Annotated in this window: 21 protein-coding genes; 12 read left to right on the top strand and 9 right to left on the bottom strand. The window is 70.9% G+C overall.

Annotated features, from left to right (window positions below):
- Positions 1 to 45: 45 nt before the first annotated feature.
- The 7 genes from ACSMXV_RS08570 (at position 46) to ACSMXV_RS08540 (ending at position 6,371) form a co-directional block, all read left to right on the top strand.
- A complete protein-coding gene (locus tag ACSMXV_RS08570; protein WP_473177104.1) occupies positions 46 to 900 on the top strand; it encodes a HipA family kinase in 855 nt (284 codons plus the stop codon).
- 5 nt (positions 901 to 905) lie between these two features.
- Positions 906 to 1,289 (top strand): DUF3037 domain-containing protein, encoded by a 384-nt coding sequence (locus ACSMXV_RS08565; protein ID WP_181658018.1) that lies wholly within the window; start codon positions 906 to 908, stop codon positions 1,287 to 1,289.
- A 220-nt stretch (positions 1,290 to 1,509) separates the two neighbouring features.
- On the top strand, positions 1,510 to 2,271 hold the full coding sequence (fabG, locus tag ACSMXV_RS08560) for a 3-oxoacyl-ACP reductase FabG (RefSeq protein WP_181657737.1): 762 nt from the start codon (positions 1,510 to 1,512) through the stop codon (positions 2,269 to 2,271).
- 19 nt (positions 2,272 to 2,290) lie between these two features.
- Complete coding sequence (locus ACSMXV_RS08555) at positions 2,291 to 3,046, top strand: SDR family oxidoreductase (RefSeq protein ID WP_473177103.1); 756 nt, start codon at positions 2,291 to 2,293, stop codon at positions 3,044 to 3,046.
- 162 nt (positions 3,047 to 3,208) lie between these two features.
- Positions 3,209 to 4,789, top strand: coding sequence for an ABC transporter substrate-binding protein (locus ACSMXV_RS08550; RefSeq protein WP_473177102.1), 1,581 nt, complete (start codon positions 3,209 to 3,211; stop codon positions 4,787 to 4,789).
- 205 nt (positions 4,790 to 4,994) lie between these two features.
- Positions 4,995 to 5,678 (top strand): uracil-DNA glycosylase, encoded by a 684-nt coding sequence (gene ung, locus ACSMXV_RS08545; protein WP_473177101.1) that lies wholly within the window; start codon positions 4,995 to 4,997, stop codon positions 5,676 to 5,678.
- Positions 5,679 to 5,774: 96 nt separating this feature from the next.
- Entirely contained in the window at positions 5,775 to 6,371 is a 597-nt protein-coding gene (locus tag ACSMXV_RS08540; protein WP_473177100.1) for a hypothetical protein, read from the top strand.
- Positions 6,372 to 6,380: 9 nt separating this feature from the next.
- On the opposite strand, the gene ACSMXV_RS08535 is transcribed toward ACSMXV_RS08540, so the two are convergent.
- From ACSMXV_RS08535 to ACSMXV_RS08525, 3 genes are all read right to left on the bottom strand, one after another.
- Positions 6,381 to 6,851, bottom strand: coding sequence for a hypothetical protein (locus ACSMXV_RS08535; protein WP_473177099.1), 471 nt, complete (start codon positions 6,849 to 6,851; stop codon positions 6,381 to 6,383).
- Positions 6,852 to 6,989: 138 nt separating this feature from the next.
- Positions 6,990 to 7,508 carry a DinB family protein gene (locus tag ACSMXV_RS08530; RefSeq protein ID WP_473177098.1) on the bottom strand — a complete coding sequence of 173 codons (519 nt, stop codon included), beginning with the start codon at positions 7,506 to 7,508 and terminating at the stop codon, positions 6,990 to 6,992.
- 40 nt (positions 7,509 to 7,548) lie between these two features.
- Positions 7,549 to 8,142, bottom strand: a complete 594-nt coding sequence (locus ACSMXV_RS08525; protein WP_473177097.1) for a TetR/AcrR family transcriptional regulator — start codon at positions 8,140 to 8,142, stop codon at positions 7,549 to 7,551.
- A 96-nt stretch (positions 8,143 to 8,238) separates the two neighbouring features.
- On the opposite strand from ACSMXV_RS08525, the gene ACSMXV_RS08520 reads away from it, so the two are divergent.
- Positions 8,239 to 9,486 (top strand): FAD-dependent monooxygenase, encoded by a 1,248-nt coding sequence (locus ACSMXV_RS08520; protein ID WP_473177096.1) that lies wholly within the window; start codon positions 8,239 to 8,241, stop codon positions 9,484 to 9,486.
- Positions 9,487 to 9,555: 69 nt separating this feature from the next.
- The gene (locus ACSMXV_RS08515; RefSeq protein WP_473177095.1) at positions 9,556 to 10,461 is read left to right on the top strand and encodes a Gfo/Idh/MocA family protein; all 906 of its coding nucleotides are present in this window, start codon (positions 9,556 to 9,558) and stop codon (positions 10,459 to 10,461) included.
- Here ACSMXV_RS08515 and lnt read toward each other — a convergent pair.
- Complete coding sequence (gene lnt / locus ACSMXV_RS08510) at positions 10,385 to 12,070, bottom strand: apolipoprotein N-acyltransferase (RefSeq protein WP_473177094.1); 1,686 nt, start codon at positions 12,068 to 12,070, stop codon at positions 10,385 to 10,387. The genes ACSMXV_RS08515 and lnt overlap by 77 nt on opposite strands.
- Before the next feature lie 107 nt (positions 12,071 to 12,177).
- On the bottom strand, positions 12,178 to 12,702 hold the full coding sequence (locus tag ACSMXV_RS08505) for a nuclear transport factor 2 family protein (protein ID WP_473177093.1): 525 nt from the start codon (positions 12,700 to 12,702) through the stop codon (positions 12,178 to 12,180).
- A gap of 197 nt (positions 12,703 to 12,899) precedes the next feature.
- Here ACSMXV_RS08505 and ACSMXV_RS08500 point away from each other — a divergent pair, with 197 nt between their 5' ends.
- Positions 12,900 to 13,541 (top strand): HAD family hydrolase, encoded by a 642-nt coding sequence (locus tag ACSMXV_RS08500; protein WP_473177092.1) that lies wholly within the window; start codon positions 12,900 to 12,902, stop codon positions 13,539 to 13,541.
- A 92-nt stretch (positions 13,542 to 13,633) separates the two neighbouring features.
- Here ACSMXV_RS08500 and ACSMXV_RS08495 read toward each other — a convergent pair whose 3' ends face one another.
- Positions 13,634 to 14,509, bottom strand: a complete 876-nt coding sequence (locus ACSMXV_RS08495; protein ID WP_473177091.1) for an undecaprenyl-diphosphate phosphatase — start codon at positions 14,507 to 14,509, stop codon at positions 13,634 to 13,636.
- 297 nt (positions 14,510 to 14,806) lie between these two features.
- Positions 14,807 to 16,057, bottom strand: a complete 1,251-nt coding sequence (locus tag ACSMXV_RS08490) for an MFS transporter (RefSeq protein ID WP_473177090.1) — start codon at positions 16,055 to 16,057, stop codon at positions 14,807 to 14,809.
- Between the two features lie 174 nt (positions 16,058 to 16,231).
- On the opposite strand from ACSMXV_RS08490, the gene ACSMXV_RS08485 reads away from it, so the two are divergent.
- The gene (locus tag ACSMXV_RS08485) at positions 16,232 to 17,083 is read left to right on the top strand and encodes a DMT family protein (protein ID WP_473177089.1); all 852 of its coding nucleotides are present in this window, start codon (positions 16,232 to 16,234) and stop codon (positions 17,081 to 17,083) included.
- Between the two features lie 198 nt (positions 17,084 to 17,281).
- Here ACSMXV_RS08485 and ACSMXV_RS08480 read toward each other — a convergent pair whose 3' ends face one another.
- Positions 17,282 to 17,782 carry a potassium channel family protein gene (locus tag ACSMXV_RS08480; protein ID WP_473177088.1) on the bottom strand — a complete coding sequence of 167 codons (501 nt, stop codon included), beginning with the start codon at positions 17,780 to 17,782 and terminating at the stop codon, positions 17,282 to 17,284.
- A gap of 175 nt (positions 17,783 to 17,957) precedes the next feature.
- Here ACSMXV_RS08480 and ACSMXV_RS08475 point away from each other — a divergent pair, with 175 nt between their 5' ends.
- Positions 17,958 to 18,719, top strand: a complete 762-nt coding sequence (locus tag ACSMXV_RS08475; protein ID WP_473177087.1) for a hypothetical protein — start codon at positions 17,958 to 17,960, stop codon at positions 18,717 to 18,719.
- Positions 18,720 to 18,946: 227 nt separating this feature from the next.
- Here ACSMXV_RS08475 and ACSMXV_RS08470 read toward each other — a convergent pair whose 3' ends face one another.
- Positions 18,947 to 21,898, bottom strand: coding sequence for a SpoIIE family protein phosphatase (locus ACSMXV_RS08470; RefSeq protein ID WP_473177086.1), 2,952 nt, complete (start codon positions 21,896 to 21,898; stop codon positions 18,947 to 18,949).
- Positions 21,899 to 22,180 lie beyond the last annotated feature (282 nt).

The raw sequence follows: 22,180 nt of genomic DNA, 5'->3' as shown, positions 1-22,180 counted from the left end.
GAGAAGGCTGATCGCAGCGTATGCGCCCGGCAGTAGCCTGGGGCAATGCTCACAGAAGTGACAGCAACTCGATATATCACTCCCTTGCGGGAAGGCGGCTCGCTCCCCGGCCTCGTCGAGGCCGACCGCCGCGGCACCTTCGGCACGTACGTGATCAAGTTCACCGGCGCCGGGCAGGGCCGCAAGACGCTCGTCGCCGAAGTGATCTGCGGAGCGCTCGCCCGACGGCTGGGACTGCGCGTGCCACCGCTCGTGGGCATCCGGCTCGACCCCGTGCTCGGCCTGGGCGAGCCCGACCCGGAGGTGCAGGAGCTGCTGAAGTCGAGCGGCGGCCTCAACCTCGGCATGGACTATCTGCCGGGCGCCATCGGCTTCGACTCGCTGGCGTACCAGGTGGATCCGCTCGAAGCCGGGCGCATCGTGTGGTTCGACGCGCTGGTGGGCAACGTCGACCGCTCCTGGCGCAACCCCAACCTCCTGGTGTGGCGCGGAAACCTGTGGCTCATCGACCACGGCGCGACCATGATCTGGCACCACAACTGGCCGACGGCCAAGGCCGGCGCCGCCAGGGCGTACGACGCGTCAGACCACGCCCTCGCGCCCTTCGGGCCCGACATCGCGGCCGCGGCCGCCGAACTCGCCCCGCGCGTCACCGAAGAGCTCCTCACCGAGGTGGTCGCCGACGTCCCCGACGTGTGGCTCACCGGCGAGGCCGGCTTCGACAGCCCGGACGATGTGCGCCGCGCGTATGTGTCCGCCCTGCTGCCGCGTGCCGCCTCGGTCCATGAGCGGATCACCCTCGGTGCACCTGCCGCGCGCCCGAGCGCGATGGCTCCAGGCTGGGTGACCGCCGATGGATCCTCGCGGAACGCATGCTCAGGGAAGGGGGAGGCGGCATGACGGACGTGTCCGGCCGGGAGGTGTTCGAGTACGCGGTGCTGCGTGTCGTGCCGCGCGTGGAGCGCGGAGAGCAGTTCAACGCGGGGGTCGTGGTCTACTGCCGCGCCAAGTCCTTCGTGGCTGCCCGCACCCATCTCGACGAGCGGAAGCTGGCGGTGCTGGACCCGGACGCGGACGTCACCGGCGTACGGGCCGCGCTGCGCGCCGTGGAGAGTGTCTGCCGGGGAGGCGAGGCCGCGGGCCAGGCCGCGGGCGACGACGCCGGACGGCGCTTCCGCTGGCTGATCGCGCCGCGCTCCACCGTCGTCCAGCCGGGCCCGGTGCACACCGGGCTCACCGCGGACCCCGAGGGCGAGGTGGAGCGGCTGCTCGACCTGCTGGTGCGCTGATCGCTGCCCATCGGCACCGGGGCCGCGAGGTAATCGGTCACAGGAGGCCGGGGCGCCGTTGACACCGAGTGCCAGGGCTTCTAGCGTCACGTCTGCTGAAGGTACTAAGCGGTTGCTCACCCAAAGGGCGTACCGCAGGAGCCGCAACCAGCGTTGTTCAGGCATTCGAGCCTCCGGGCTCCCAGGCCTCAAGGCTTTCCAAGGGCGAGGAGAACCAAGCATGTCCACCACCGAGCAGCGTGTCGCCGTAGTCACCGGGGCCGCGCGCGGCATCGGCGCCGCGACCGCCGTACGACTGGCCGCCGAGGGCCGCGCCGTCGCCGTGATCGACCTCGACGAGGCCGCGTGCAAGGACACCGTGGAGCAGATCACCGCCGCCGGCGGCAAGGCCATCGCGGTCGGCTGCGACGTCTCCGACGAGGCCCAGGTGGAGGCCGCCGTCGCGCGCATCGCCGAGGAGCTGGGCGCCCCGACGATCCTGGTGAACAACGCGGGCGTGCTCCGCGACAACCTGCTCTTCAAGATGAGCGCCTCCGACTGGGACACCGTCATGAACGTGCACCTGAAGGGCGCCTTCCTGATGGCGAAGGCCTGCCAGAAGCACATGGTGGACGCGGGCTTCGGCCGTATCGTCAACCTGTCCTCCTCCTCCGCTCTCGGCAACCGCGGCCAGGCCAACTACGCGACCGCCAAGGCGGGCCTGCAGGGCTTCACCAAGACGCTCGCCAAGGAGCTCGGCAAGTTCGGCATCACCGCCAACGCCGTCGCCCCCGGCTTCATCGTCACCGAGATGACCAAGGCCACCGCCGAGCGCGTCGGCATGGGCTTCGAGGACTTCCAGGCCGCGGCCGCCACCCAGATCCCGGTGCAGCGCGTGGGCAAGCCCGAGGACATCGCCAACGCCATCGCGTTCTTCACGGGCGAGGCGGCAGGTTTCGTCTCCGGCCAGGTCCTGTACGTGGCCGGCGGCCCGCTCAACTGACCGGAAGGCTCGCGACATCATGACTGTGCAGGACAGCGGCAAGGTCGCCCTCATCACGGGCGCCAGCCGCGGCATCGGCTACGGAATCGCCGAGGCCCTCGTCGCCCGCGGCGACCGGGTGTGCATCACCGGTCGGGGCGAGGAGGCGCTGAAGGAGGCCGTCGAGAAGCTCGGCGCCGACCGCGTCATCGGCGTCGCGGGCAAGGCCCACGACGTGGCCCACCAGGCCGCCGCCGTGGAGCGCACCATGGAGGCGTTCGGCCGGGTCGACTTCCTGGTGAACAACGCCGGTACGAACCCGGTGTTCGGGCCGATGGCCGAACTCGACCTCGACGTGGCGCGCAAGGTATACGAAACCAACGTCATCTCGGCGCTCGGCTTCGCCCAGCAGACCTGGAAGGCCTGGCAGAAGGACAACGGCGGCGCGATCGTCAACATCGCCTCCGTGGCCGGCGTCTCGGCGTCCCCCTTCATCGGCGCATACGGCATGAGCAAGGCCGCCATGATCAACCTGACCCTGCAGCTGGCGCACGAGTTCGCGCCGACGGTGAGGGTCAACGCGATCGCTCCGGCCGTGGTGAAGACCAAGTTCGCCACGGCCCTGTACGAGGGGCGCGAGGCCGAGGCGGCCGCCGCCTACCCGCTTGGCCGCCTCGGGGTGCCCGAGGACATCGGCGGCGTGGCCGCGTTCCTCACCTCCGACCAGTCGGGCTGGGTGACCGGACAGACCCTCGTGGTCGACGGCGGAATCTTCCTGAACGCGGGCGTCGGCTGATGAGGACCGCGTAACACAACCGCATCACGGAGCCCGTATAACGGAGCGACGCATCAGAGGTGACGTCGCCCCCTCGTGCCCCGCTGGGACGCCCAGATGGCCCGGCGGGGCACTGCGGTATGGTCTGCCGACCCATGGCATGGCTGATCGAGGAGCGTGCGCGTGTTCAACCGGATCCAATGTCTGCGGTATGTGGCGGCTTGTGCCTCCATATCCCTGCTCGCCGGGTGTGGTCTGGTGTCCTCCGGCGGCGACGAGGACGAGCAGAAGATCGTCGTGGGAACGACCAGTGCCCCCAGCACGCTGGATCCCGCCGCCTCCTGGGACGGTTCGTGGGAACTCTTCAGGAACATTTATCAAACTCTTCTGAGCTACCCGTCCGGAGCGTCGGAGCCCGAGCCCGACGCCGCCGAGAGTTGCGAGTTCACCGACTCCTCCAACCGCACGTACCGCTGCACTCTCCGTGACGGCATGCAGTTCTCCAACGGAGACGCCCTCGACGCCAAGGCCGTCAAGCACTCCATCGACCGGATCGTGAAGATCGATCTGGCGGGTGGCCCGGCCGGTCTCCTGGGCAGCCTGGACAAGGTCGAGACGAAGGGGGACCGGGACGTCATCTTCCAGCTCAACAAGCCGGACACCACCTTCCCGTTCGTGCTGGCCACCCCTGCCATGTCGATCGTCGACCCCGCCGAGTACCCGGAGAGCGCGCTCCGCAAGGACGGCCAGGTCACCGGATCCGGTCCGTACACCCTCGAGGCGTACGAGGACGGCAAGGAGGCTGCGCTGGCCAAGAACCCGAAGTACAAGGGGCTGGCCGACCGGAAGAACAGCGCCGTCACCATCCGCTACTTCCAGGACTCGAGCAAGATGTTCGACGCCCTCAAGAAGAAGCAGATCGATGTGATCCTGCGCGGTCTCGCGGCCAAGGACGTCGTCGAACTCCAGGGCAACGCCACGCAGGAGGACCTCCAGCTCGTCGAGGGTGCCGGCATGGAGATCAGCTACCTCGTCTTCAACCCCAAGGACCCCTGGGCGCGGAAGCCGGCCGTCCGTAAGGCCATCGCGCAGCTGATCGACCGCGGCGCGATCGCGAACAAGATCTACAAGAACACCGTAGAACCGCTGTACTCGATGGTGCCCCGCGGTCTTGCCGGACACACGACCGGCTTCTTCGACCGCTTCGGCGAGCCCGACGTCAAGAAGGCCGGGGAGATCCTGACCGCGGCAGGGATCACCCAGAAGGTTCCGCTGACCCTCTGGTACACCACCGACCGCTACGGCTCCGCCACCGCGCCGGAGTTCGAGGAGATCAAGCGGCAGCTGAACGACTCCGGCCTGTTCGACGTCACGATCAAGGGCCGCCCCTGGAAGACCTACGTGGAGGGGTACAGCCAGGGCGAGTACCCGGTGTTCGGCCGCGGCTGGTTCCCGGACTTCCCCGACGCGGAGAACTTCATCGCGCCCTTCGTCGGTGAGGAGAACGCGCTCGGCACGCCCTACCCGGCTCCGGAGATCACCGGTGAGCTGCTGCCCGAGTCGCGCAGGGAGAGCGACCGCGGCGCGGTCGTCAAGCAGTTCGAACGGGCCCAGGAGATCCTCGTCGACGACGCGCGGCTGCTTCCGCTGTGGCAGGGCAAGCAGTACGTGGCGGCCAGCGAGGAGATCGCCGGCGCCGAGCGCGCCCTGGACCCGTCGACGATCATGATGATGTGGGAGCTGCAGCGCAAGACGAGCTGGTAGCCGAGGGCCGGGAGCGCGCTGCTCCTGGCGGCCGCTGTTGACCGGGAGCTCGTGATCATGAGGTGATGGTCACGAGCTCCCGTGTGCATATACCCGTGATCATGAGCGGCGCCCTCGATGTCAGTGGTCGCAGGTAGGTTCTGCGGTGTGGAAGCGGCCGTACGTCATGCGGCTGCGAACTGACCGCTTTACGGAGGATGTTGACGTGACCGACACCGCCATGCTGCCCGAGTCCTGGCGCGGCGTTCTCGGCGAGGAGCTCCAGAAGCCCTACTTCAAGGAGCTCGCCGACTTCGTCGAGGAGGAGCGTGCGAAGGGTCCCGTCTACCCGCCGCGTGAAGAGGTCTTCGCCGCGCTGGACGCGACGCCGTACGACCAGGTCAAGGTGCTGATCCTCGGCCAGGACCCATATCACGGCGACGGGCAGGGCCACGGGCTGTGCTTCTCCGTCCGGCCCGGCGTGCGGACGCCTCCGTCGCTGCGCAACATCTACAAGGAGATGCAGGAGGAGCTCGGCCACCCCGTTCCCGACAACGGATACCTCATGCCGTGGGCGCAGCAGGGCGTGCTGCTGCTCAACGCGGTGCTCACGGTCCGCGCCGGTGAGGCCAACTCGCACAAGGGCAAGGGCTGGGAGAAGTTCACGGACGCGGTGATCCGCGCCGTGGCCGACCGGCCCGACCCGGCTGTCTTCGTGCTGTGGGGGAACTATGCGCAGAAGAAGCTCCCACTGATCGACGAGACCCGGCATGTGGTGGTGAAGGGCGCGCATCCGTCACCGCTCTCCGCACGGAAGTTCTTCGGCTCACGTCCCTTCACGCAGATAAACGAAGCGGTGGCCGCGCAGGGACACGCCCCGATCGACTGGCGGATTCCGGATCTCGGCTGAGGCCGACGGCGGGGCCGGGCCGTCACCGGCCCGGCTCGACGCCCGCCGAGGCGCCGCGCCTGACCGGGATCGGGGGTGTCGGCCGATACCGTCGCGATGCATGGGAACGATCGTCGTACGGGCGTGGAGGACGCGGTGGCGGAGCAGCAGGAGCAGGCGGCGGACGACGCCATGATGACCCGCATCGGCCAGGTGATCATGCTGCATCGGGGAGGCGACCGTGCGGAGGCCCGTGACCGGTTCCTCGGCCTCTGGTCGGAGATCGGTGAGGACGGCGATCCGCTCCACCGGTGCACGCTGGCCCACTACATGGCGGACACCCAGGACGACCCGGCGGACGAACTGGCCTGGGACCTGCGCGCACTGTCGGCGGCCGAGGAGCTGACGGACGGGCGGCTGGCCCAGCACCAGCAGTCCCTTGCGGTGCGCGCCCTGTATCCGTCGCTGCATCTCAACCTGGCGGCCGACTACTTCAAGCTCGGGCGGTCGGAGGCGGCGCGCACCCATCTGAGCCGGGCGCGGGGCGCGGTGGCTGCGCTGGCGGACGACAGCTATGGGGCGGGTATCAGGGCCGCCATCGGGAGGCTGGAGGTCAAGCTGGACGCAGGCGAAGCCGGAGGGGAAGGGCCAGAGGGGGGCGCGGGGCCTTCGCGGGAAGGGCCGCTGGGGCCGCCGCGCCAGGAGTCGCCTTAGCGGAGCAGATCAACGGCCGTACATGTCCCGGCAGACCGCATCCTCCAGGCTGTTCGGTTGCCAGCGGCCGTACTCCCTGCCCAGATCGCAGACGTCCTTGCCGGAGTGGCGGTCCGGCAGCGGCAGGGGGTGCCCGGACCAGGGCAGCATACGAGGGGCTTCGGGGCGTTCCGGCCGTGCGGGGTGGGAGCGGCGGGGCGCCGATTCCGGGGAGACGGGGGCGGGGGTGCGCGGGCCGGGGGACGGCGAGGCGCGGTGGGACGGCTCGATGAGTTCCAGCGCTTCACGGGCCGGCGCCTGCACGATCTGCGGCTCGGCCTTTCCGTCGGTCCCCGACAGCGGCGAGGAAACCGGCGAGGGGGCCGTCGCGGGCTGCAGGCGGGGGGTGGAGGGGTGGTTCACGGTCACGCAGCCGGAGACCGCCGAGGCCGTTGAGGCCGCCATCATCATCAGCAGCGCTGTAGTCGTCGTTCGATGCACTTGGGCAACTCTGCTGTGTCCGCCCTCTCTTCGGGAGCGGACGAGCGGAGGTTGCCCCGCATGGGTGATGGCCTGTGACCTGGGCCGCCCCGCCGCCCCGCCGCCGCCCGCCGCCGTCGCGGCCTCAGCCCGTGGGTCTCAGTCGCCCGTCGTCCCGTCGATGCATTCGCGCAGCAGGTCCGCGTGGCCGTTGTGGCGGGCGTACTCCTCGATCATGTGCACATAGATCCACCGGAGGTTGAAGGGTTCGCCGCTGCGGTGCTTGCCGGTGGCCAGATCGTCCAGGTCGTACTGCGCCGCCAGGGCGCGCGCCGCCTCGATCTCCGCCTGCCAGACCGTGAACGCCGCCTCGCCGGTGTCGGACTCGGTGACATGGAAGTCGCCGTCCGGGTCGGCGTCGGTGTAGTAGATCGGCGGGGCGTCCTCGCTGGCCATGACCCTGCGGAACCAGGCTCGTTCGACCTCGGCCATGTGCCGGACAAGCCCGAGCAGTGACAGGTCGGACGGCGGCACGGAGGCCTGCCGCAGCTGCTCGTCATCGAGCCCCTCGCACTTCATCGCGAGGGTGGTGCGGTGGAACTCCAGCCATGACTCGAGCATGGCGCGCTCACCTGCGGTCGTGGGCGTCTTGGTGCGGTGCGTGGACTGTGTCGTCATGGGCGTCATCCTTGCCGAACGACCCTTCGGCCACCAGCAGTTATACGTCCAGCATCCCCTTCAGCAGTTCCCGGAATCCCGCCCGCAGCTCCTCCAGGCTCGGCACCGACGCATGGAACGACCCCGCCACGCACGCGAACAGCAGTCCGTCGCACCACGCCACCAGCGACAGTGTGTGGCGCTCCGGATCCGGTGAACCCGCCGCCCGCAGGAGCGCGGTGACCGGCTCCCGGAACTGCCGGCCCGTCGCGTCGTAGAACGCGCGCAGCTCGGGCCTGCGGGTGGCCTCCAGCGCCAGCTCGTACCGGGAGACCAGCAGATCACGGTCGCGCGTCAGATAGCGGTGCAGCGCCAGTGCCAGTCCGTCGGTCATTGACTGTAGTCCTGCCGCCGGGTCGGGCAACTCGTCCGGCGTCAGGACCTGCGCCTCACGCTCCGCCTGGCGTCGTACGGCCACTTCCAGCAGCGCCTGGCGGGTGCGGGCGTGATTGGACGTCGAACCCTGGGGGAGCCCGGCCGCCTCGTCCACCGCACGGTGCGTGAGGCCGCGCAGACCGCGCTCGGCAAGCAGCGCGAGGGCGGTGTCGGCGATCAGTTCGGCGCGAGAGGAGCCGGGGGCGGTGCGTGCGGGCATGGGCTCAACCTATCGCGCTCACTACGGATGTAGTACGGTCGAGGCAAGTCACTACAAGTGTAGTTAGCGCGGCCGGCCGAGCACTCTGGAGGAGACATGACCACGTCCCACGCCGTCGTCATCGGCAGCGGTATCGGCGGGCTCACCGCCGCGGTCGCCCTGTACCAGCGCGGCTGGCAGGTCACCGTGCTGGAGCGGGCGGCCTCGCTGGAGCCGGTCGGCGCCGGGATCGCCCTCGCCCCGAACGCCCAGCGTGCCCTGGACGTCATCGGCCTCGGTGACGAGATCCGCGCACTCGCCGCCTGGCAGGGCGACGGCGGCATGCGCACACCCGACGGCCGCTGGATCTCCCGTACGAGCGCCGAGGCCGCTCGGGAACGTTTCGGCGGCCCGATCGTCCTGCTCCACCGGGCGACCCTCGTCGAACGCATCGCCTCCCGGCTGCCGGAAGGCGTCATCCGCACAGGCACCCCGGCCGAACTGAGCGAGCCCGGTGTCGCGGGCGGCCGCCGCGCCGTCGTCGCCACGCCGGACGGGGACCTGGAGGCGGACCTCGTCGTCGCCGCCGACGGCATCAACTCGGCCGTACGCGGCGCCCTCTTCCCGTCCCACCCGGGACCGTCGTACACCGGACTCACCGCATGGCGGGTGCTCACCCCGGCCGAGGACGCCCCCGACCAGCCCTTCGAACCGCACGAGACCTGGGGCCGCGGCGCGCTCTGGGGCACACAGCCGCTCAAGGACGGCCGGATCTACGCCTACGCCGCCGCCACAGCGCCAGCGGGCGATCACGCGCCGGACGGCGAACAGGCCGAGCTGCTGCGCCGGTTCGGCGACTGGCACGACCCGATCCCGGCGATCATCGCCACTGCGGCCGGCGGACCGGTGCTGCGCAACGACATCCACCACATGGCCACGCCGCTGCCCGCCTTCCACCGGGGCAGGACCGCCCTCATCGGCGACGCCGCGCACGCCATGGCGCCCACCCTCGGCCAGGGCGGCAACCAGGCGATCGAGGACGGCATCGTGCTCGCCCACCACGCCGTACCCGGCGGTGAGCTGGGCGCCGGTCTGGCCGCCTACAGCGCCGAGCGGCTGCCGCGCACCTCCACGATCGTCCGCAAGGCCGCACAGGTCGCGCGGCTGCAAGCCGTCGAGAGCCGCGCGGGTGCGGCGATGCGTACGGCACTCATGTCCGCCGTCCCCCGGCTCGGACCCGGGCTCGTCCTGCGCACCTTCGACGGCATCGCCGACTGGCGGCCGCCGCAGCCGTATGCTTCCGGAACACATGAGCGGGCCCGCACGGGGGCGTCCCCCACCGCAGGGCGAGCCGAACATCTGTAAACAACACGAACATCCGTGAACACGAGCATCGGTGAAGACGACATCGGTGAACACGCTGGGAGTACATCTGTGAAGGTCGGCTGCATCGGACTCGGTGACATCGCGCAGAAGGCGTATCTGCCGGTCCTCACCACGCAGCCGGGCGTCGAGCTGCATCTGCAGACGCGTACGCCTGCGACGCTCGAGCGGGTCGCCGGCATCCACCACATCCCCGCCGAGCGCTGCCACACCGACCTGGACGCCCTGCTCGCCCAGGACCTCGACGCGGCCTTCGTGCACGCACCGACCGAGGTGCATCCCGAGATCGCCGCGCGCCTGCTCGAGGCTGGCGTGGCGACCTATGTCGACAAGCCGCTCGCGTACGACCTCGCTGACTCCGAGCGGCTCGTCGGCCTCGCGGAAGAGCGGAACACCAGCCTCGCCGTGGGCTTCAACCGGCGCTACGCGCCCGGCTACGCCCAGTGCATCGAGCATCCACGCGATCTGATCGTGATGCAGAAGAACCGCATCGGTCTGCCGGGGCGCCCGCGCACGGTCGTGCTCGACGACTTCATCCATGTCGTCGACACCCTGCGCTTCCTCGCGCCCGGCCCCATCGACCACTTCGGGGTGCGGGCACGCCTCGAGAAGGGGCTGCTCCACCACGTCGTCCTGCAGCTGGGCGGGGACGCATTCACAGCGATCGGCATCATGAACCGGCTCAGCGGTTCCACGGAGGAGATCCTCGAGGTGTCCGGGCAGGACACCAAACGGCAGGTGCTCAACCTCGCCGAGGTCATCGACCACAAGGGGCAGCCGACCGTCCGGCGGCGCGGGGACTGGGTGCCGGTGGCCCGGCAGCGCGGCATCGAGCAGGCCGTACTCGCCTTCCTCGACGCCGTGCGCGCGGGCAAGGTGCTCAGCGCGCGGGATGCGCTGGCGACCCATGAGCTGTGTGAGCGGGTCGTACGTGCGGTCGAGGAACAGGGCGCCTGAGGACGAGTACGACCTCGGCCGCGCACAGCGCGATCAGTACGCCGAGGGCCGTGTGCACGGGCCAGTCGCCCAACCGGACATAGGGTGTCGTGCCCCGCGCCAGCGGCACGTCGTAGACCGCGGTGGTGCTCGCGCTTGTGCCGAGCGGGGCGCCGATCCGCTCGCCGCCAGGACCGTAAACGGCGGAGACGCCGGTGAGCGTGGCGTGCACCATCGGGCGGCCGGTCTCGGCGGCCCGGACCGCCGCCAGTGACGCGTGCTGCTGCGGCGCCCAGCTCTCCTGGAAGGTGGACGTCGCGGACTGGGCGAGCAGCACCTGCGCACCGTCGCGGGTGAGGGCGCGGCTCATGTCGGGGAAGGCCGACTCGAAGCAGACCAGCGGCCCGACCGTGGGCCCGCCCCTCACGGGCATCACCAACTGGCGGGTGCCGCGCATACGGTCCTCGCCCGCGGCCTCGCCCACGGACGTGGCCCAGCCCAGGAGGGAACGGGCCGGTATGTACTCGCCGAAGGGGACGAGCCGCATCTTGTCGTAGCGCGCGCCGGTCGGGCCGTCCGGTCCGACGAGGACCGAGCTCTTGTAGATGCCGGGCCGGTCGGAGCGGCGGGCGTCGACATTCACCAGGATGTCGGCGCCGACCTCCCGGGACAGGGCCGCTATTCGGTCCGCCAGGTCGGGTCGGGCGGACAGGTCGTAGCCCACACTGCTCTCGCCCCAGACGACGAGATCCAGCTCCTGGCCGGCCAGAGCCCGGGTCAGGGCCTCCTCCCGTGCGAAGCGTTTCTCGGGGCCGCCGACGCCGTTGATGACGCCCGGCTGCACGACGGCGATACGGGCGCCCCCGTCCGGCTCCGGGCGCGGCACCCACATCCAGGCCGCGGCGCCGGCGGTCGCCGCGGCGACCAGACCGGCCACGGCCGGAACCCGTGCGGCGCGCACCGAAACGAGCGCCGCGACCGCGGTGTTGACGGCGACGACCACCAGACTGATCAGCCACACCCCGCCCAGCGAGGCGAGCCGCAGCACGGGCGTGACCTCCCACTGGCTGGAGCCGAGCAGCCCCCAGGGGCCGCCCAGTCCCTGCCAGGACCGCACCAGCTCGATCATCAGCCAGCCCGACGGCACGACGACCAGCGCGGCCAGGACCCGTCCCGGCGACGGCCAGCCGCCCAGCACATGCCGCACCAGCCAGCCCCATGGCGCCCACAGCAGGCCTAGCAGAGCCGCGAGCAGGAACGTGAACACGTGAAGGTTGGGCAGTAGCCAGTGGTGCACGGCCAGCATGAAGCCAAGGCCGCCCAGCCATCCGTCGAGCACCGCCCGGCGCTCCGTACCGGCCGAGCGCGCCAGCAGGATCCAGGGCACGAGCGCGACGTAGGCGAACCACCACAACGACGGCGCGGGGAACGCCAGCGCGGGCAGTGCACCCGCCCCGAGGGCTGCCGCGCCGCGCCACCAGGGGGAGCGGAGACGCTCGCGCCACGTGTCCCTGCCGCCGAGCCGGCCGCGGAGCCGGGCGTCGAGTCGTCGTACGTCGAGGTGGCGTGCGCCGAGGTGGCGTGCGCCGAGGTGGCGTGCGCCGAGGTGGCGTGCGCCGAGCACATCCATGCCGCGCCTCCCAGCTCCCCTGCAGCCCGGCGCCGCCCCCGAGATCGCCGCAGCCCGGTGCCTGTGTCCAGTGTGCGCGACCTGGACGATCTCGGACAGGGCGCAGTTCAGACGGCGGTCGGTTCAGGAGGCGGTTCAGGAGCGGTGGCGGCGGGTGCATCCTGTGCCTGCGGGGTCCGGCGCCACTTCTCCTCCACGACGACCCGGCGCAGCCGCCAGCCGCTGTCCGTACGCAGGAGCGAGAACGCGTAACGGCCGCCGCAGACGAAATCCGGAGCCTGAGCCGTGGACCCCCCGTCGCCTCCCGCGAACCGCATCGGATTGACGTAGTCCGCCTGTACACGGGCGGCGTCGCCGGTGTCGTGGTCCAGGATCCCGAACCGCAGTCGGCGGTTGACGATCAGATGCTGCCGCATCGGGAAGAGCTCCATCGCGCCGGCCAGCCACCCGGCAACCTGCGCGACGTCTCCCTCGATGCCGCCGGCCGAACGGTAGTCCGCACGGCCGTCGGAGGTGAACAGCTCTCTGTACGCCGCCCAGTCACCGTCGTCGACGGCCACCGCGTAGTCGGTGATCAGTGCATCGATGGCGAGCCGGTCCATCACGGTCGCGAGTTCCATGCGCTGCGTCATCGCCACAGTCTTGAGCACACGACCGGCGGAGCCAAGGGGCATGCAGGGGGCGGCACGGTCCCGTGCCGCGCACATGGGTGGCAGTGACCCGACGCCGGGCAGCACCCGACAGCGGCCAGGTCCTTGGTGGCAGCCGTCCAAGGCCTTCGGTCGTGGCCGGCGCGCCCTCCAGACGTCGCGGCCGTAGGATCCCAGCGATGATTCACACCGTCGTGCTCGATGTGGGCGAAACCCTGACCAAGGACGACCGCTACTGGGCTTCGTGGGCCGACTGGCTCGACGTGCCGCGCCACACGCTCTCGGCCCTCGTGGGAGCTGTCGTCTCGCGGGGTGGTGACAGTGCGGAGGCGCTGCGGCTGGTGCGATCCGGTATCGACGTGGACGCCGAGTACTACGCCCGGGAGGCGGCAGGGCAGGGCGAGAACCTCGACGAGTCCGACCTGTACCCGGATGCCCGGCCCGCCCTCGCCGAGCTGCTGAAACTCGGCATGCGCCTCATCGTCGCCGGGAACCAGACCTCTCGCTTCGCGGAACTGCTGCGCGACCTCGACCTGCCCGTCCATCTCATCGTGACCTCGGGCGACTGGGGCGTGGCGAAGCCGGCCCCGGAGTTCTACGAACGCGTCCTGGAAGTGGCCCAGGCCGCGCCCCACGAGACCCTGTACGTCGGCGACCATCCGGCCAACGACGTCTTCCCCGCCAAGGAGGCGGGGCTGCGCGTGGCCCATATCCGCCGAGGACCGTGGGGGCACTTCTGGGCCGACGACCCCGCCGTCGTGGAGGCGGCGGACTGGCGGATCGACGGCCTCGGGGCGCTGGCCGAGATCGTGGCTCCCTGAAGGGTGCCCGACTCGATCGTCGCTCCCTGAAGGGTGTCCGAATTATTCGCCTCAGCCTGGCGACTCGCCCGCGTGCAGGCTGAGGACTGACCTCAGCCGGCCGACTCGCCCGCGTGCGGGCTGAGGACCCCCATCGCCACCAGGGCGAACAGCACGACGCCCAGCAGTATCCGGTAGTACACGAACGGCATGAAGCTCTTGGTCGAGATGAACTTCATGAACCACGCGATCACCGCATATCCCACCGCGAAGGCGATGAGCGTGGCGAAGATCGTCGGACCCCAGGAGACATGACCGCTCTCGCCCGCGTCCTTGAGTTCGAAGAGTCCGGAGGCGAGCACCGCGGGGATGGCCAGAAGGAACGAGTAGCGGGCCGCCGCCTCGCGCTTGTAGCCCATGAGGAGGCCGCCGCTGATCGTCGCCCCGGACCGGGAGACGCCGGGCACCAGTGCCATCGCCTGGCAGATGCCGTAGATCAGGCCGTCCCGTACGCCCAGCTCCTGGAGTGTCTTGCGCTCCTTCACCGCGCGGTGCCTGCCGCCGATCTCGTCGCGTGCCGCGAGACGGTCGGCTATGCCGAGGATGACGCCCATCACGATGAGCGTGGTGGCGATCAGGCGAAGGTCGCGGAACGGACCCTCGATCTGGTCCTTGAACGTGACCCCCAGCACACCGATCGGCAGCGAACCCACGATCACCAGCCAGCCCATCTGCGCGTCGTGGTCGCCGCGCATGGTCTTGTCGGAGAGTGAGCGGAACCACGCCGAGATGATCCGGGCGATGTCCTTGCGGAAGTAGATCAGCACGGCCGTCTCCGTGCCGATCTGGGTGATGGCCGTGAAAGCCGCCCCGGGGTCGTGCCAGCCCGCGAAGGCCGCGGTCAGCCGCAGATGGGCGCTCGAGGAGATGGGGAGGAACTCGGTCAGCCCCTGGACGAGTCCGAGGATGAAGGATTCAAACCAAGACATGAAGTGCGTGATCCAAGACTGATCAGGGGCTGACTCGCGGACTCGCAGGTCAGGGGCGGGTGTGCGGCAGGCGTGACAGTGCTGGTCGGTGGTGGGCGACTGGTGGGAGGACTGTGGCGGCGGCGATGCGCGCGCTCGCGCTGGTCACGCGCTGAGCAGCGCTCGCCGTGGGGCAGCGTAGCGTCCCTGGGTGACAGAGCTGCGACCGGGTGAGGCCTGTGAGGCCTCGTGGTACGGCACGTGGAGGTCGGCTGGGCGGGTCGTACGCGGGCTTCCTCTCACTCCATGTCGGCCTCGCTAACGTCCGCGCCCATCACTGTCGGCCTCGCGAACATCCGCGCCCCTCACTCCGCGGCGCGCCCGGGCCTGGCTCCGCTCGGTCCAGCGGTGCGCCGCGAGAGCCAGCAGCGGGCCGACTGCGAGCAGCAGTGCGAGGGTCGCGTAGCCGTAGGTGAGTGTGGCCAGCGTGGCGACGGCGGCGACCAGCAGCGGGCCGCCCGCGTCACCGAGCTCCCGGCCGAGTTCGGCGGAGCCCATGGTCTGTCCCAGCCGTTCGGCGGGTGTGGAGGCGGCCAGGGCGGCGAAGCCGAGTGGCGTGATCAGCCCAGTGCCGGCCCCGATCAGGACGGCGCCGCTCAGTACGCCCACCAGCCCGGGCAGCATCGCGCAGCCCAGGCCCGCGGCCGTGATCAGCAGGCCCGCTGTGAGGCCGCAGCGCACGGTCAGCCGTCCTTCGTCCAGCGCGCGGCCCGCCTTGGGCTGGACGAACGCGGCGGAGGCAGCGAGCACCGACACGGCGGCACCGGTGGCCACGGTGCCCAGTCCCGCCGCCGCGCCCGACACCGGCAGGAACCCCACGCCCACGGACAGCGCGGCCGTCGCCCCGGCCAGTGCGGCCGTCGGCCCCAGGAACACCGGATCGGCGAGCCGCCGGGCCAGGTCGAGCACCGTCTGCCGGGCCTTGGCCAGCGGCGGTACATGCGGCACGCACAGTGCCGCCCACACGGCGACCGCCGCCCCCAGCACGGCCAGCACCGCGAACAGCAGGCGCAGACCTCCGGCCCACACCAGCACGCCGCCGAGCAGCGGGCCGAGCGTGTAGCCGATCGACTTGTAGAAGCCGTAACTGCCGAACGCCCGCCCGTGCCTGGCCGCCGGGTTCAACCGTGCCACCAGGGCTGACGCGGACGGCGAGAACGCGGAGGCGGCGGCGCCCTGGCCGAGACGGGCCGCCCACAGCCAGCCGGGGGAGTCGGCCACCACGTACGCGGCGGACGCGGCGGCGAACGCCACGAGCCCGCCCAGCAGGACCGGCCGCGCACCGATCCGGTCGGCGAGCATCCCGAACAGCGGCTTGAGCAGCACCTCCGCACCGTCGTACAGGGCGAGCAGCCCGCCCAGTACGAGGAGGGACGTCACCGCGTCGTCGGAGAAGCCGCCGAGGTTCGCGGCGATGCCGTGCGCGCCGAACGCGGTGGTGAAGCCGGCGGCGTACAGGGGCCACATCTGCCGTCCCGGCGCCGCCTGACCGGGTGAAGTCGTGGTCATCGCCCGTATCCCGGTGCCTCGTCAGTCGTCACGCCTGGGAACGTATCGGTTCTTTACAACCGCAGTCACTGTGTAGATGAGCGGATCGGTGTCAGGTCTGGCGTGACAAGGGCCCGCAGTGACACACCGTGAGAGCAAAGGGGCGCCGGCTCGCCGGACGATTACGGTGCGTACATGGCATTCGGCGTGCTCCTGGCGCTCTGCGCTGCGGTTCTCATGGGCGTGGCGACGGTGCTGCAGGCCCTGGGGGCGCGCCGGGAGACTGCCGGCGGGCCTGTGCGGGCGATGTTCCAGTGGCCGTTCCTGGTCGGTGTCGGTGTGGACGCCCTGGGATTCGTGGCCGAGGTGGTGGCGCTGCGTTCGGTGCCGCTGTTCCTGGTGGAGGCGGCCCTCGCGTCGTCGTTGGCGGTCACCGCGGCTGTGGCGGCCGCCGTGCTGCGCGTGCGGCTGCGGTCGGCGGAGTGGGGCGCCGTGGTCGCGGTGTGCTGCGGTCTCGCGGTACTGGCTGTCGCCGCCGGGCACGAGGGCACGAGCGACGGCGATGCGCGACTGCGCTGGGTGACGCTGGCCACCTCCGTGGGGCTGGTGCTGCTGGGATGGGTGGTGAACCGCCGCGTCCACCGCGCACGGGCCGCGGTGCTCGGAGGCATCGCGGGGCTGAGCTTCGGGCTCACGGGGATCGGGGTGCGACTTCTGCCCGACGACATCACGGTGACGGGGGTGCTGGCCGCGCCGACGGCGTATGCGGTGGTCGTCTCCGGGCTCGGCGGGTATCTGCTGCTGATCGAGGCACTGAGGTCCGGATCGGTCACGGCGGCGACGGGGGCGATGGTGATCGGTGAGACGGTGTGGCCGGGGGTGTTCGGCGTGGTGTGGCTCGGTGACACGACGCGGCCGGGTTTCGCGCCGCTGGGCGTGGCGGGATTCGTGGTCTCCATCGCGGGCGCTCTGGCGCTGGCGCGGTTCGGGGAGGCGGAGCAGACACAGCTGCCGACAAGCGGAGCAGGGCCGCGGCAGGAGGAGTAACCAGCCCCGGAGGCGTTCGTGGCGGTGCCCACCCCTGCTGTGGAGGGCGTTGGTGGCCAGGTCTCGGCCGGGCTCGTCCCTGCTGTGGAGGGCGTTCGTGCCCAGGCCTCAGTCGGGGCCCATCCCTGCTGTGGAGGGCATTGGTGGCCAGGTCTCCGCCGTGCCCGCCCCCGCTGCGGACGCATTGGTGCCCAGGCCTCAGCCGTGCCCGCCCCGGCCGCCGTCATGCCGGGCGAGTGCGCGTTCCAGGCGGTCGAAGCGCTCGTGCAGGGCCAGGGCGGTCTCGTCGCACATGCGGTGTGCGGCGCGTTCGGCGGCCTCGGCCGCCGCCGTGAGGTGACCCTGCCGCTTCTGCTCCCGTCCCACGAACCAGGTGGCGATCGCGGCAGTCACCATCCCGTACGTCGTGATGCCGACGGCCATGACCACGGTGGCGACGATCCGGCCCCCCAGGGTCACCGGATACAGGTCGCCGTAACCCACGGTCGTCGCCGTCTCCACGGACCACCACAGGGCTTTCGGATACGTCGTGATGCCGGCCCCCGGAGCGCCCCGCTCGGCGGCGACCACAGCCCAGGAGCCCATGAGCATGGTGACGGCCAGCACCACGGTCGCACCGCCCGCCGCCTTGAGATGGAGCGAGCGGCCTTCCCGGCCGAGCAGCGACTCGACCACCTTGGCGAGGAACCCGGGCAACATGCCCGGGATCCTGCGGTACGGGGCTCGGTGCACCGCACGAGGCGCGCCTCCTGACCGGCGGCTGCCACCCGATCGGGCGGGCACGGCCACCACTCGTACGGACCCGCGCGGTGGTGGGCACCGGCAGCCGGTGGTGGGTTGGGACCAGACACCGCGCACGGAGGAGGCACCCGAGATGACCCACGCAGCCCGCGTATCCCGTGGCCTGGCGGCGGCGCTGGCCACAACAGCCCTGATGGCGACGGCGGCGTGCTCGGGCGCGAGTGAGGCCTCGGTTGTGGCCGCACCGACCCCGACGGCCTCCCCGCTCACTGAGGCCCAGGCGGAGACCGCCCTGATCGGCGCCTCCGACCTCGGGTCGCCGTGGGAGCAGACGGACGAGGACGCCGCCCACGACGGGCTGCTCGAGGGCGAGGCGGAGGGCAGCGAGGACTGCCAGAAGTTCCTCGACCGGCTGGAGGACGGCGATCTGCTGGGCGAGGAGACCTCGACGGACGCCTCCCGTGTGTTCTACGACAACGCGAACGAGTCGTACCTGGACTACAAGGTCGCGGCGTACGAGAACGCGGCCGACGTACAGAAGGAGATGGACTGGCTGAAGAAGCTGCCCCAGACCTGCGACCAGTTCACGGCCAAGGTGGGCGCCGACGACACGGACGCCACCGTGCAGGTCACCGAGTTCGCGCTGCCGGACGCCGGGGACGACCACATCGGCCTGCACACGACGCTGACCACGAAGGTGGAGGGCGTCGACGCCACCCTCACCCTCGACTCCGCGGCCGTGCTTATGGGCCCGAACGGCATCACCTTCACCAACGGCGGGCTGCAGGGCGCGGAGCGGAACGCCACCGAACAGGCCGCGAAACTGGGCAGTCAGCGACTGCAGCAGGTGATGGAGGGCAAGACACCGGCGGAGACCCCCGGCGAACAGGACTGACCAACGGACGGGCGGCCGCACAGGCACGCACTACCTCCGACGGGCACGTAGGAGACTGCCCGACGGGCACGTAGGAGACTGCCCGACAGGCACGTAGGACTGCCCGACAGGCACGTAGGACTGGCTGGCAGCACGTATAGGACTGGCCGGCAGGCACGTAGGACTGGCCGGCAGCACGTAGGACTGGCCCGGAGGCAAGACCGGCCACAGGCAGGGCTGACCGGCAGTCACGGCAGAGGCTGTTCCGTCCAGATGCTCTTGCCCTTCGCGAAATAGCGGGTGCCCCAGCGCTGTGAGAGCGCCGCGATCAGTTGCAGGCCGCGGCCGCCCTCGTCGGTGTCCCGGGCGCGGCGGATACGGGGCGTGGTCGGACTGCCGTCGGTGACCTCGCAGATCAGGGAACGGCTCTTCAGCAGCCGCAGCTGGATGGGGCCTCTCGCATGCCGGACCACGTTGCCGACCAGTTCGCTGGCGAGCAGTTCCGTGGTGTCGACAAGGCCGTCGAGGCGCCAGTCGGTGAGCTGCCGCCGGACATGGTCCCTCGCCTGGCCGGCGGCTATCGGGCCCTCCGGCAGCCACCACGACGCCACGTCACCCTCCGGCAGGGCATGCGTGCGGGCCACCAGCAGGGCGGTGTCGTCGCTGGTCTGCTCCTGGGCGGGGACGAGAGCCGAGGTGAGCGTGTCGCACAGCTGCTCAAGGTGCAGCGCCTCGCGTGACGGGTGTACGGCGGTCCGGTCGAAGCCTTCGGGGGGCGGGGCGGCGGTGGCGGTGGCGAGGACGCGGGAGAGGTGGCTCATGCCGCTGTCGATGTCGCGGTGCGCGGACTCCACGAGACCGTCGGTGTACATGACCAGCAAACTCCCGTCCGGCACCGTCACCTCGGTCGTCTCGAAGGGCGGCGTCGCCGCGCCGAGCGGCGGGTCCGTCGCCAGTGCGGGGAAGTGCACACTGCCGTCCGGATGGACGAGGGCCGGGGGCGGGTGTCCCGCGCAGCCGAAGGTGCAGACGCGGCTGACGGGGTCGTAGACGACGTACAGACAAGTGGCGTAGAAGTCGACGCCCAGATCGCTGACCACGTCGTTGAGGTGGGACAGCACCTCGTCGGGGGGCAGCTCGAGACCGGCCAGGGTGTGGACGGCGGTCCGCAGCCGCCCCATGGTGGCGGCCTCGGACAACCCGTGGCCCATCACGTCGCCGATCACCAGGCAGACCCGGTCGGCCGACAGCGGTATCACGTCGTACCAGTCGCCGCCCACGTCCAGCCCCGCGGTGGCCGGGAGATAGCGTGCGGCCACCGTGACGGCGGGCAGCGAGGGCAGCTCCTGGGGCAGCAGACCGCGCTGCAGCTCCTGCGCGCGGACGTGCTCCGCGTCGTACAGCCTGGCCCGCTCCAGCGCCTGGGCGACGAGTCCGCTGAGCGCGGTCAGCAGGGCTCTGTCCTCGTCGCCGAACCGGCGCGGCTGGGGAAAGGAGATCACACAGCAGCCGATGGGCTGCCCGGAGACGATCAGGGGCAGGAAGGCCCACGCGTGCTTCCCGCCCTCGAAGGCGGCCTCGGCGAAGTGCGGATAGCGATGGCGCATCTCCGCCCTGGAGGAGATGTACTGCGGAGCGCCGGCAAGGATGGCGTCATTGTTCGGCGTCGTCTCCCTGAGACGGATCCGGTCGGGGACTTTGAACAGGAACTCCCTGCCGTATCCGACGCCTCCCACGACCCGCAGGGAGTCGCCCTCCACCATTTGGACGACCAGCCCGTCGGCGCGGAACGGGGGCAGCACCCGCTCCGCGACGGCCGTCACCACATCCTGCACGCTGACCGCTTGGGCGAGCGCGGCGTTGAGCTGCCCGACGCGTGCGGTGCGCTCGGCGGCAGCGCGCTCGGCCGCCATGCGCCGCTCCTCCGCCAGCCGCTTGTCGGTCACGTCGGTGAAGTAGACCGTCAGGCCGTCCGGCACCGGAACCAGGCGCATGTGATACCAGCGATGGTCGGTCGGCCACAGGACGTCGAACCCGGTCGGGACCCTGTCGGCGACGGCCTGCCGGCAGCGTTCCTCCAGCCATGTGACCGGAATGCCCGGGAGCGCCCACAGCAGCTTCCCGATGAGGCTCTGCCAAGGGCCGAGCAGCCGCTCGGCCTGCAAGTTCACATACACGATGCGCAGGTCGTCGCCCATCGCCAGGAACCCGTCGCTCATGTGCCGCAGTGCGCGCCCCACGGAGTCCATCGCGATCCGCTTGTCGGTGGTGTCCCAGAGCGTGCCGGCCATGACCGCCGGCTCGCCGTCCTCGCCGAGCAGCACCTGGCCGCGCGCCTCCACCCAGCGGATGGTGCCGTCGGGGCGGCAGACCCGGTACTCCGTGACCGAGTAGCCGCGCTTCTCGATGGCTTCCCGGAGGTCACCCTGCACCCGCGCCAGGTCGTCCGGGTGCAGCAGCTCGATGAAGGTGTCCAGCTGCCCGTGGAAGGTCTCCGGGTCGAAGCCGAAGAGCTGCATCGTCATCTCGTCCCAGTTCAGCCGCCCGGTACGCAGATCCAGGTCCCAGGTACCGACCTGGGCCGTCCTCAGCGCCTGCTGGAACCGCGGATGTGTCCACTCCTTCTCGTCGCCGGACCAGGCCGGGTCCACCGTGCGCGCCGTGGCCGGGCCGGGATTCCGCAGCCGCTCGGACACCCACCCGGCGACCGCTTCCAGGAACGCACGTTGTACGGCCGAAGGGGGGCCGGGCGCGGTGGTGACGACCGACAGGACTCCGAACGGGCCGCCCGGCGCCGGCAGCGGCACGGCCGCCATCCCCGTACCGCCGGGGAAGGGGTCGGCGTCCTCCGCGGCGCGGAGCGCCGGAAGCCAGACGAAAGTGCCCTCGCGCAGGGCTCGCGCCGGGACGGTCTGGTCCTGCCGGGTGACGATCTCCCATGCCTTCGTGACCTCGCGGGGCAACCCGGTCACCGTCACCAGGTCCAGTCGGTCACTCTCGCCGGGAACCCGCTGCAGATGGACCATGCCGCCCAGCCCACCGAGATCGGCCACGGCATGGTGCAGCACCAGCCTCAGCACCTCGACGCCGGTGTGCTCGTCGCCGAGTTGCGTGAGCACCCGCATCCGGGCGGCCTCCGGCAACTCCGTCGCCGTCCGCGCCGGAGCCTGCGGAGATCCCAGGGGCCGGTTCTCAGTCATGTGACCGGCGCTCTTCCGGGCTCGCGATGACCACAGGATCACTATGCGCTGTGCGGGGACGAAGGGGGAACCTCCGGTGGTCCCGGGGTTCGGGGACGACCTGCGGGCTCCGGGGCGTGGACCTGCAGGTCGTCGCTGAATCCCGGATCTGCGGGTGCGGGGATTCGGCGGTGTGGGTTCGCTCGTCCGTTCGTGGGTTGGTGGCTCTGCGGTGGGTTCGCGGCGATGGGTTCGTGGGTTGGTGGGGCTGCGGTGGGTCCGCGGCGATGGGTTCGTGGGTTG

It is taken from the genome of Streptomyces sp. DSM 42067 (assembly GCF_055792885.1).
This window is presented reverse-complemented; position numbering and strand designations above follow the sequence as displayed.

Bases quoted from the DNA above. Each gene is read 5' to 3' on its own strand.
- ACSMXV_RS08570 (WP_473177104.1), top strand. From the start codon at position 46: ATGCTCACAGAAGTGACAGCAACTCGATATATCACTCCCTTGCGGGAA.
- fabG (WP_181657737.1), top strand. From the start codon at position 1,510: ATGTCCACCACCGAGCAGCGTGTCGCCGTAGTCACCGGGGCCGCGCGC.
- ACSMXV_RS08555 (WP_473177103.1), top strand. From the start codon at position 2,291: ATGACTGTGCAGGACAGCGGCAAGGTCGCCCTCATCACGGGCGCCAGC.
- ACSMXV_RS08540 (WP_473177100.1), top strand. From the start codon at position 5,775: ATGCATGGGAACGATCGTCGTACGGGCGTGGAGGACGCGGTGGCGGAG.
- ACSMXV_RS08530 (WP_473177098.1), bottom strand. From the start codon at position 7,508: ATGACGACACAGTCCACGCACCGCACCAAGACGCCCACGACCGCAGGT.
- ACSMXV_RS08525 (WP_473177097.1), bottom strand. From the start codon at position 8,142: ATGCCCGCACGCACCGCCCCCGGCTCCTCTCGCGCCGAACTGATCGCC.
- ACSMXV_RS08520 (WP_473177096.1), top strand. From the start codon at position 8,239: ATGACCACGTCCCACGCCGTCGTCATCGGCAGCGGTATCGGCGGGCTC.
- lnt (WP_473177094.1), bottom strand. From the start codon at position 12,070: ATGGATGTGCTCGGCGCACGCCACCTCGGCGCACGCCACCTCGGCGCA.
- ACSMXV_RS08505 (WP_473177093.1), bottom strand. From the start codon at position 12,702: ATGACGCAGCGCATGGAACTCGCGACCGTGATGGACCGGCTCGCCATC.
- ACSMXV_RS08500 (WP_473177092.1), top strand. From the start codon at position 12,900: ATGATTCACACCGTCGTGCTCGATGTGGGCGAAACCCTGACCAAGGAC.
- ACSMXV_RS08495 (WP_473177091.1), bottom strand. From the start codon at position 14,509: ATGTCTTGGTTTGAATCCTTCATCCTCGGACTCGTCCAGGGGCTGACC.
- ACSMXV_RS08490 (WP_473177090.1), bottom strand. From the start codon at position 16,057: ATGACCACGACTTCACCCGGTCAGGCGGCGCCGGGACGGCAGATGTGG.
- ACSMXV_RS08485 (WP_473177089.1), top strand. From the start codon at position 16,232: ATGGCATTCGGCGTGCTCCTGGCGCTCTGCGCTGCGGTTCTCATGGGC.
- ACSMXV_RS08480 (WP_473177088.1), bottom strand. From the start codon at position 17,782: ATGTTGCCCGGGTTCCTCGCCAAGGTGGTCGAGTCGCTGCTCGGCCGG.
- ACSMXV_RS08475 (WP_473177087.1), top strand. From the start codon at position 17,958: ATGACCCACGCAGCCCGCGTATCCCGTGGCCTGGCGGCGGCGCTGGCC.
- ACSMXV_RS08470 (WP_473177086.1), bottom strand. From the start codon at position 21,898: ATGACTGAGAACCGGCCCCTGGGATCTCCGCAGGCTCCGGCGCGGACG.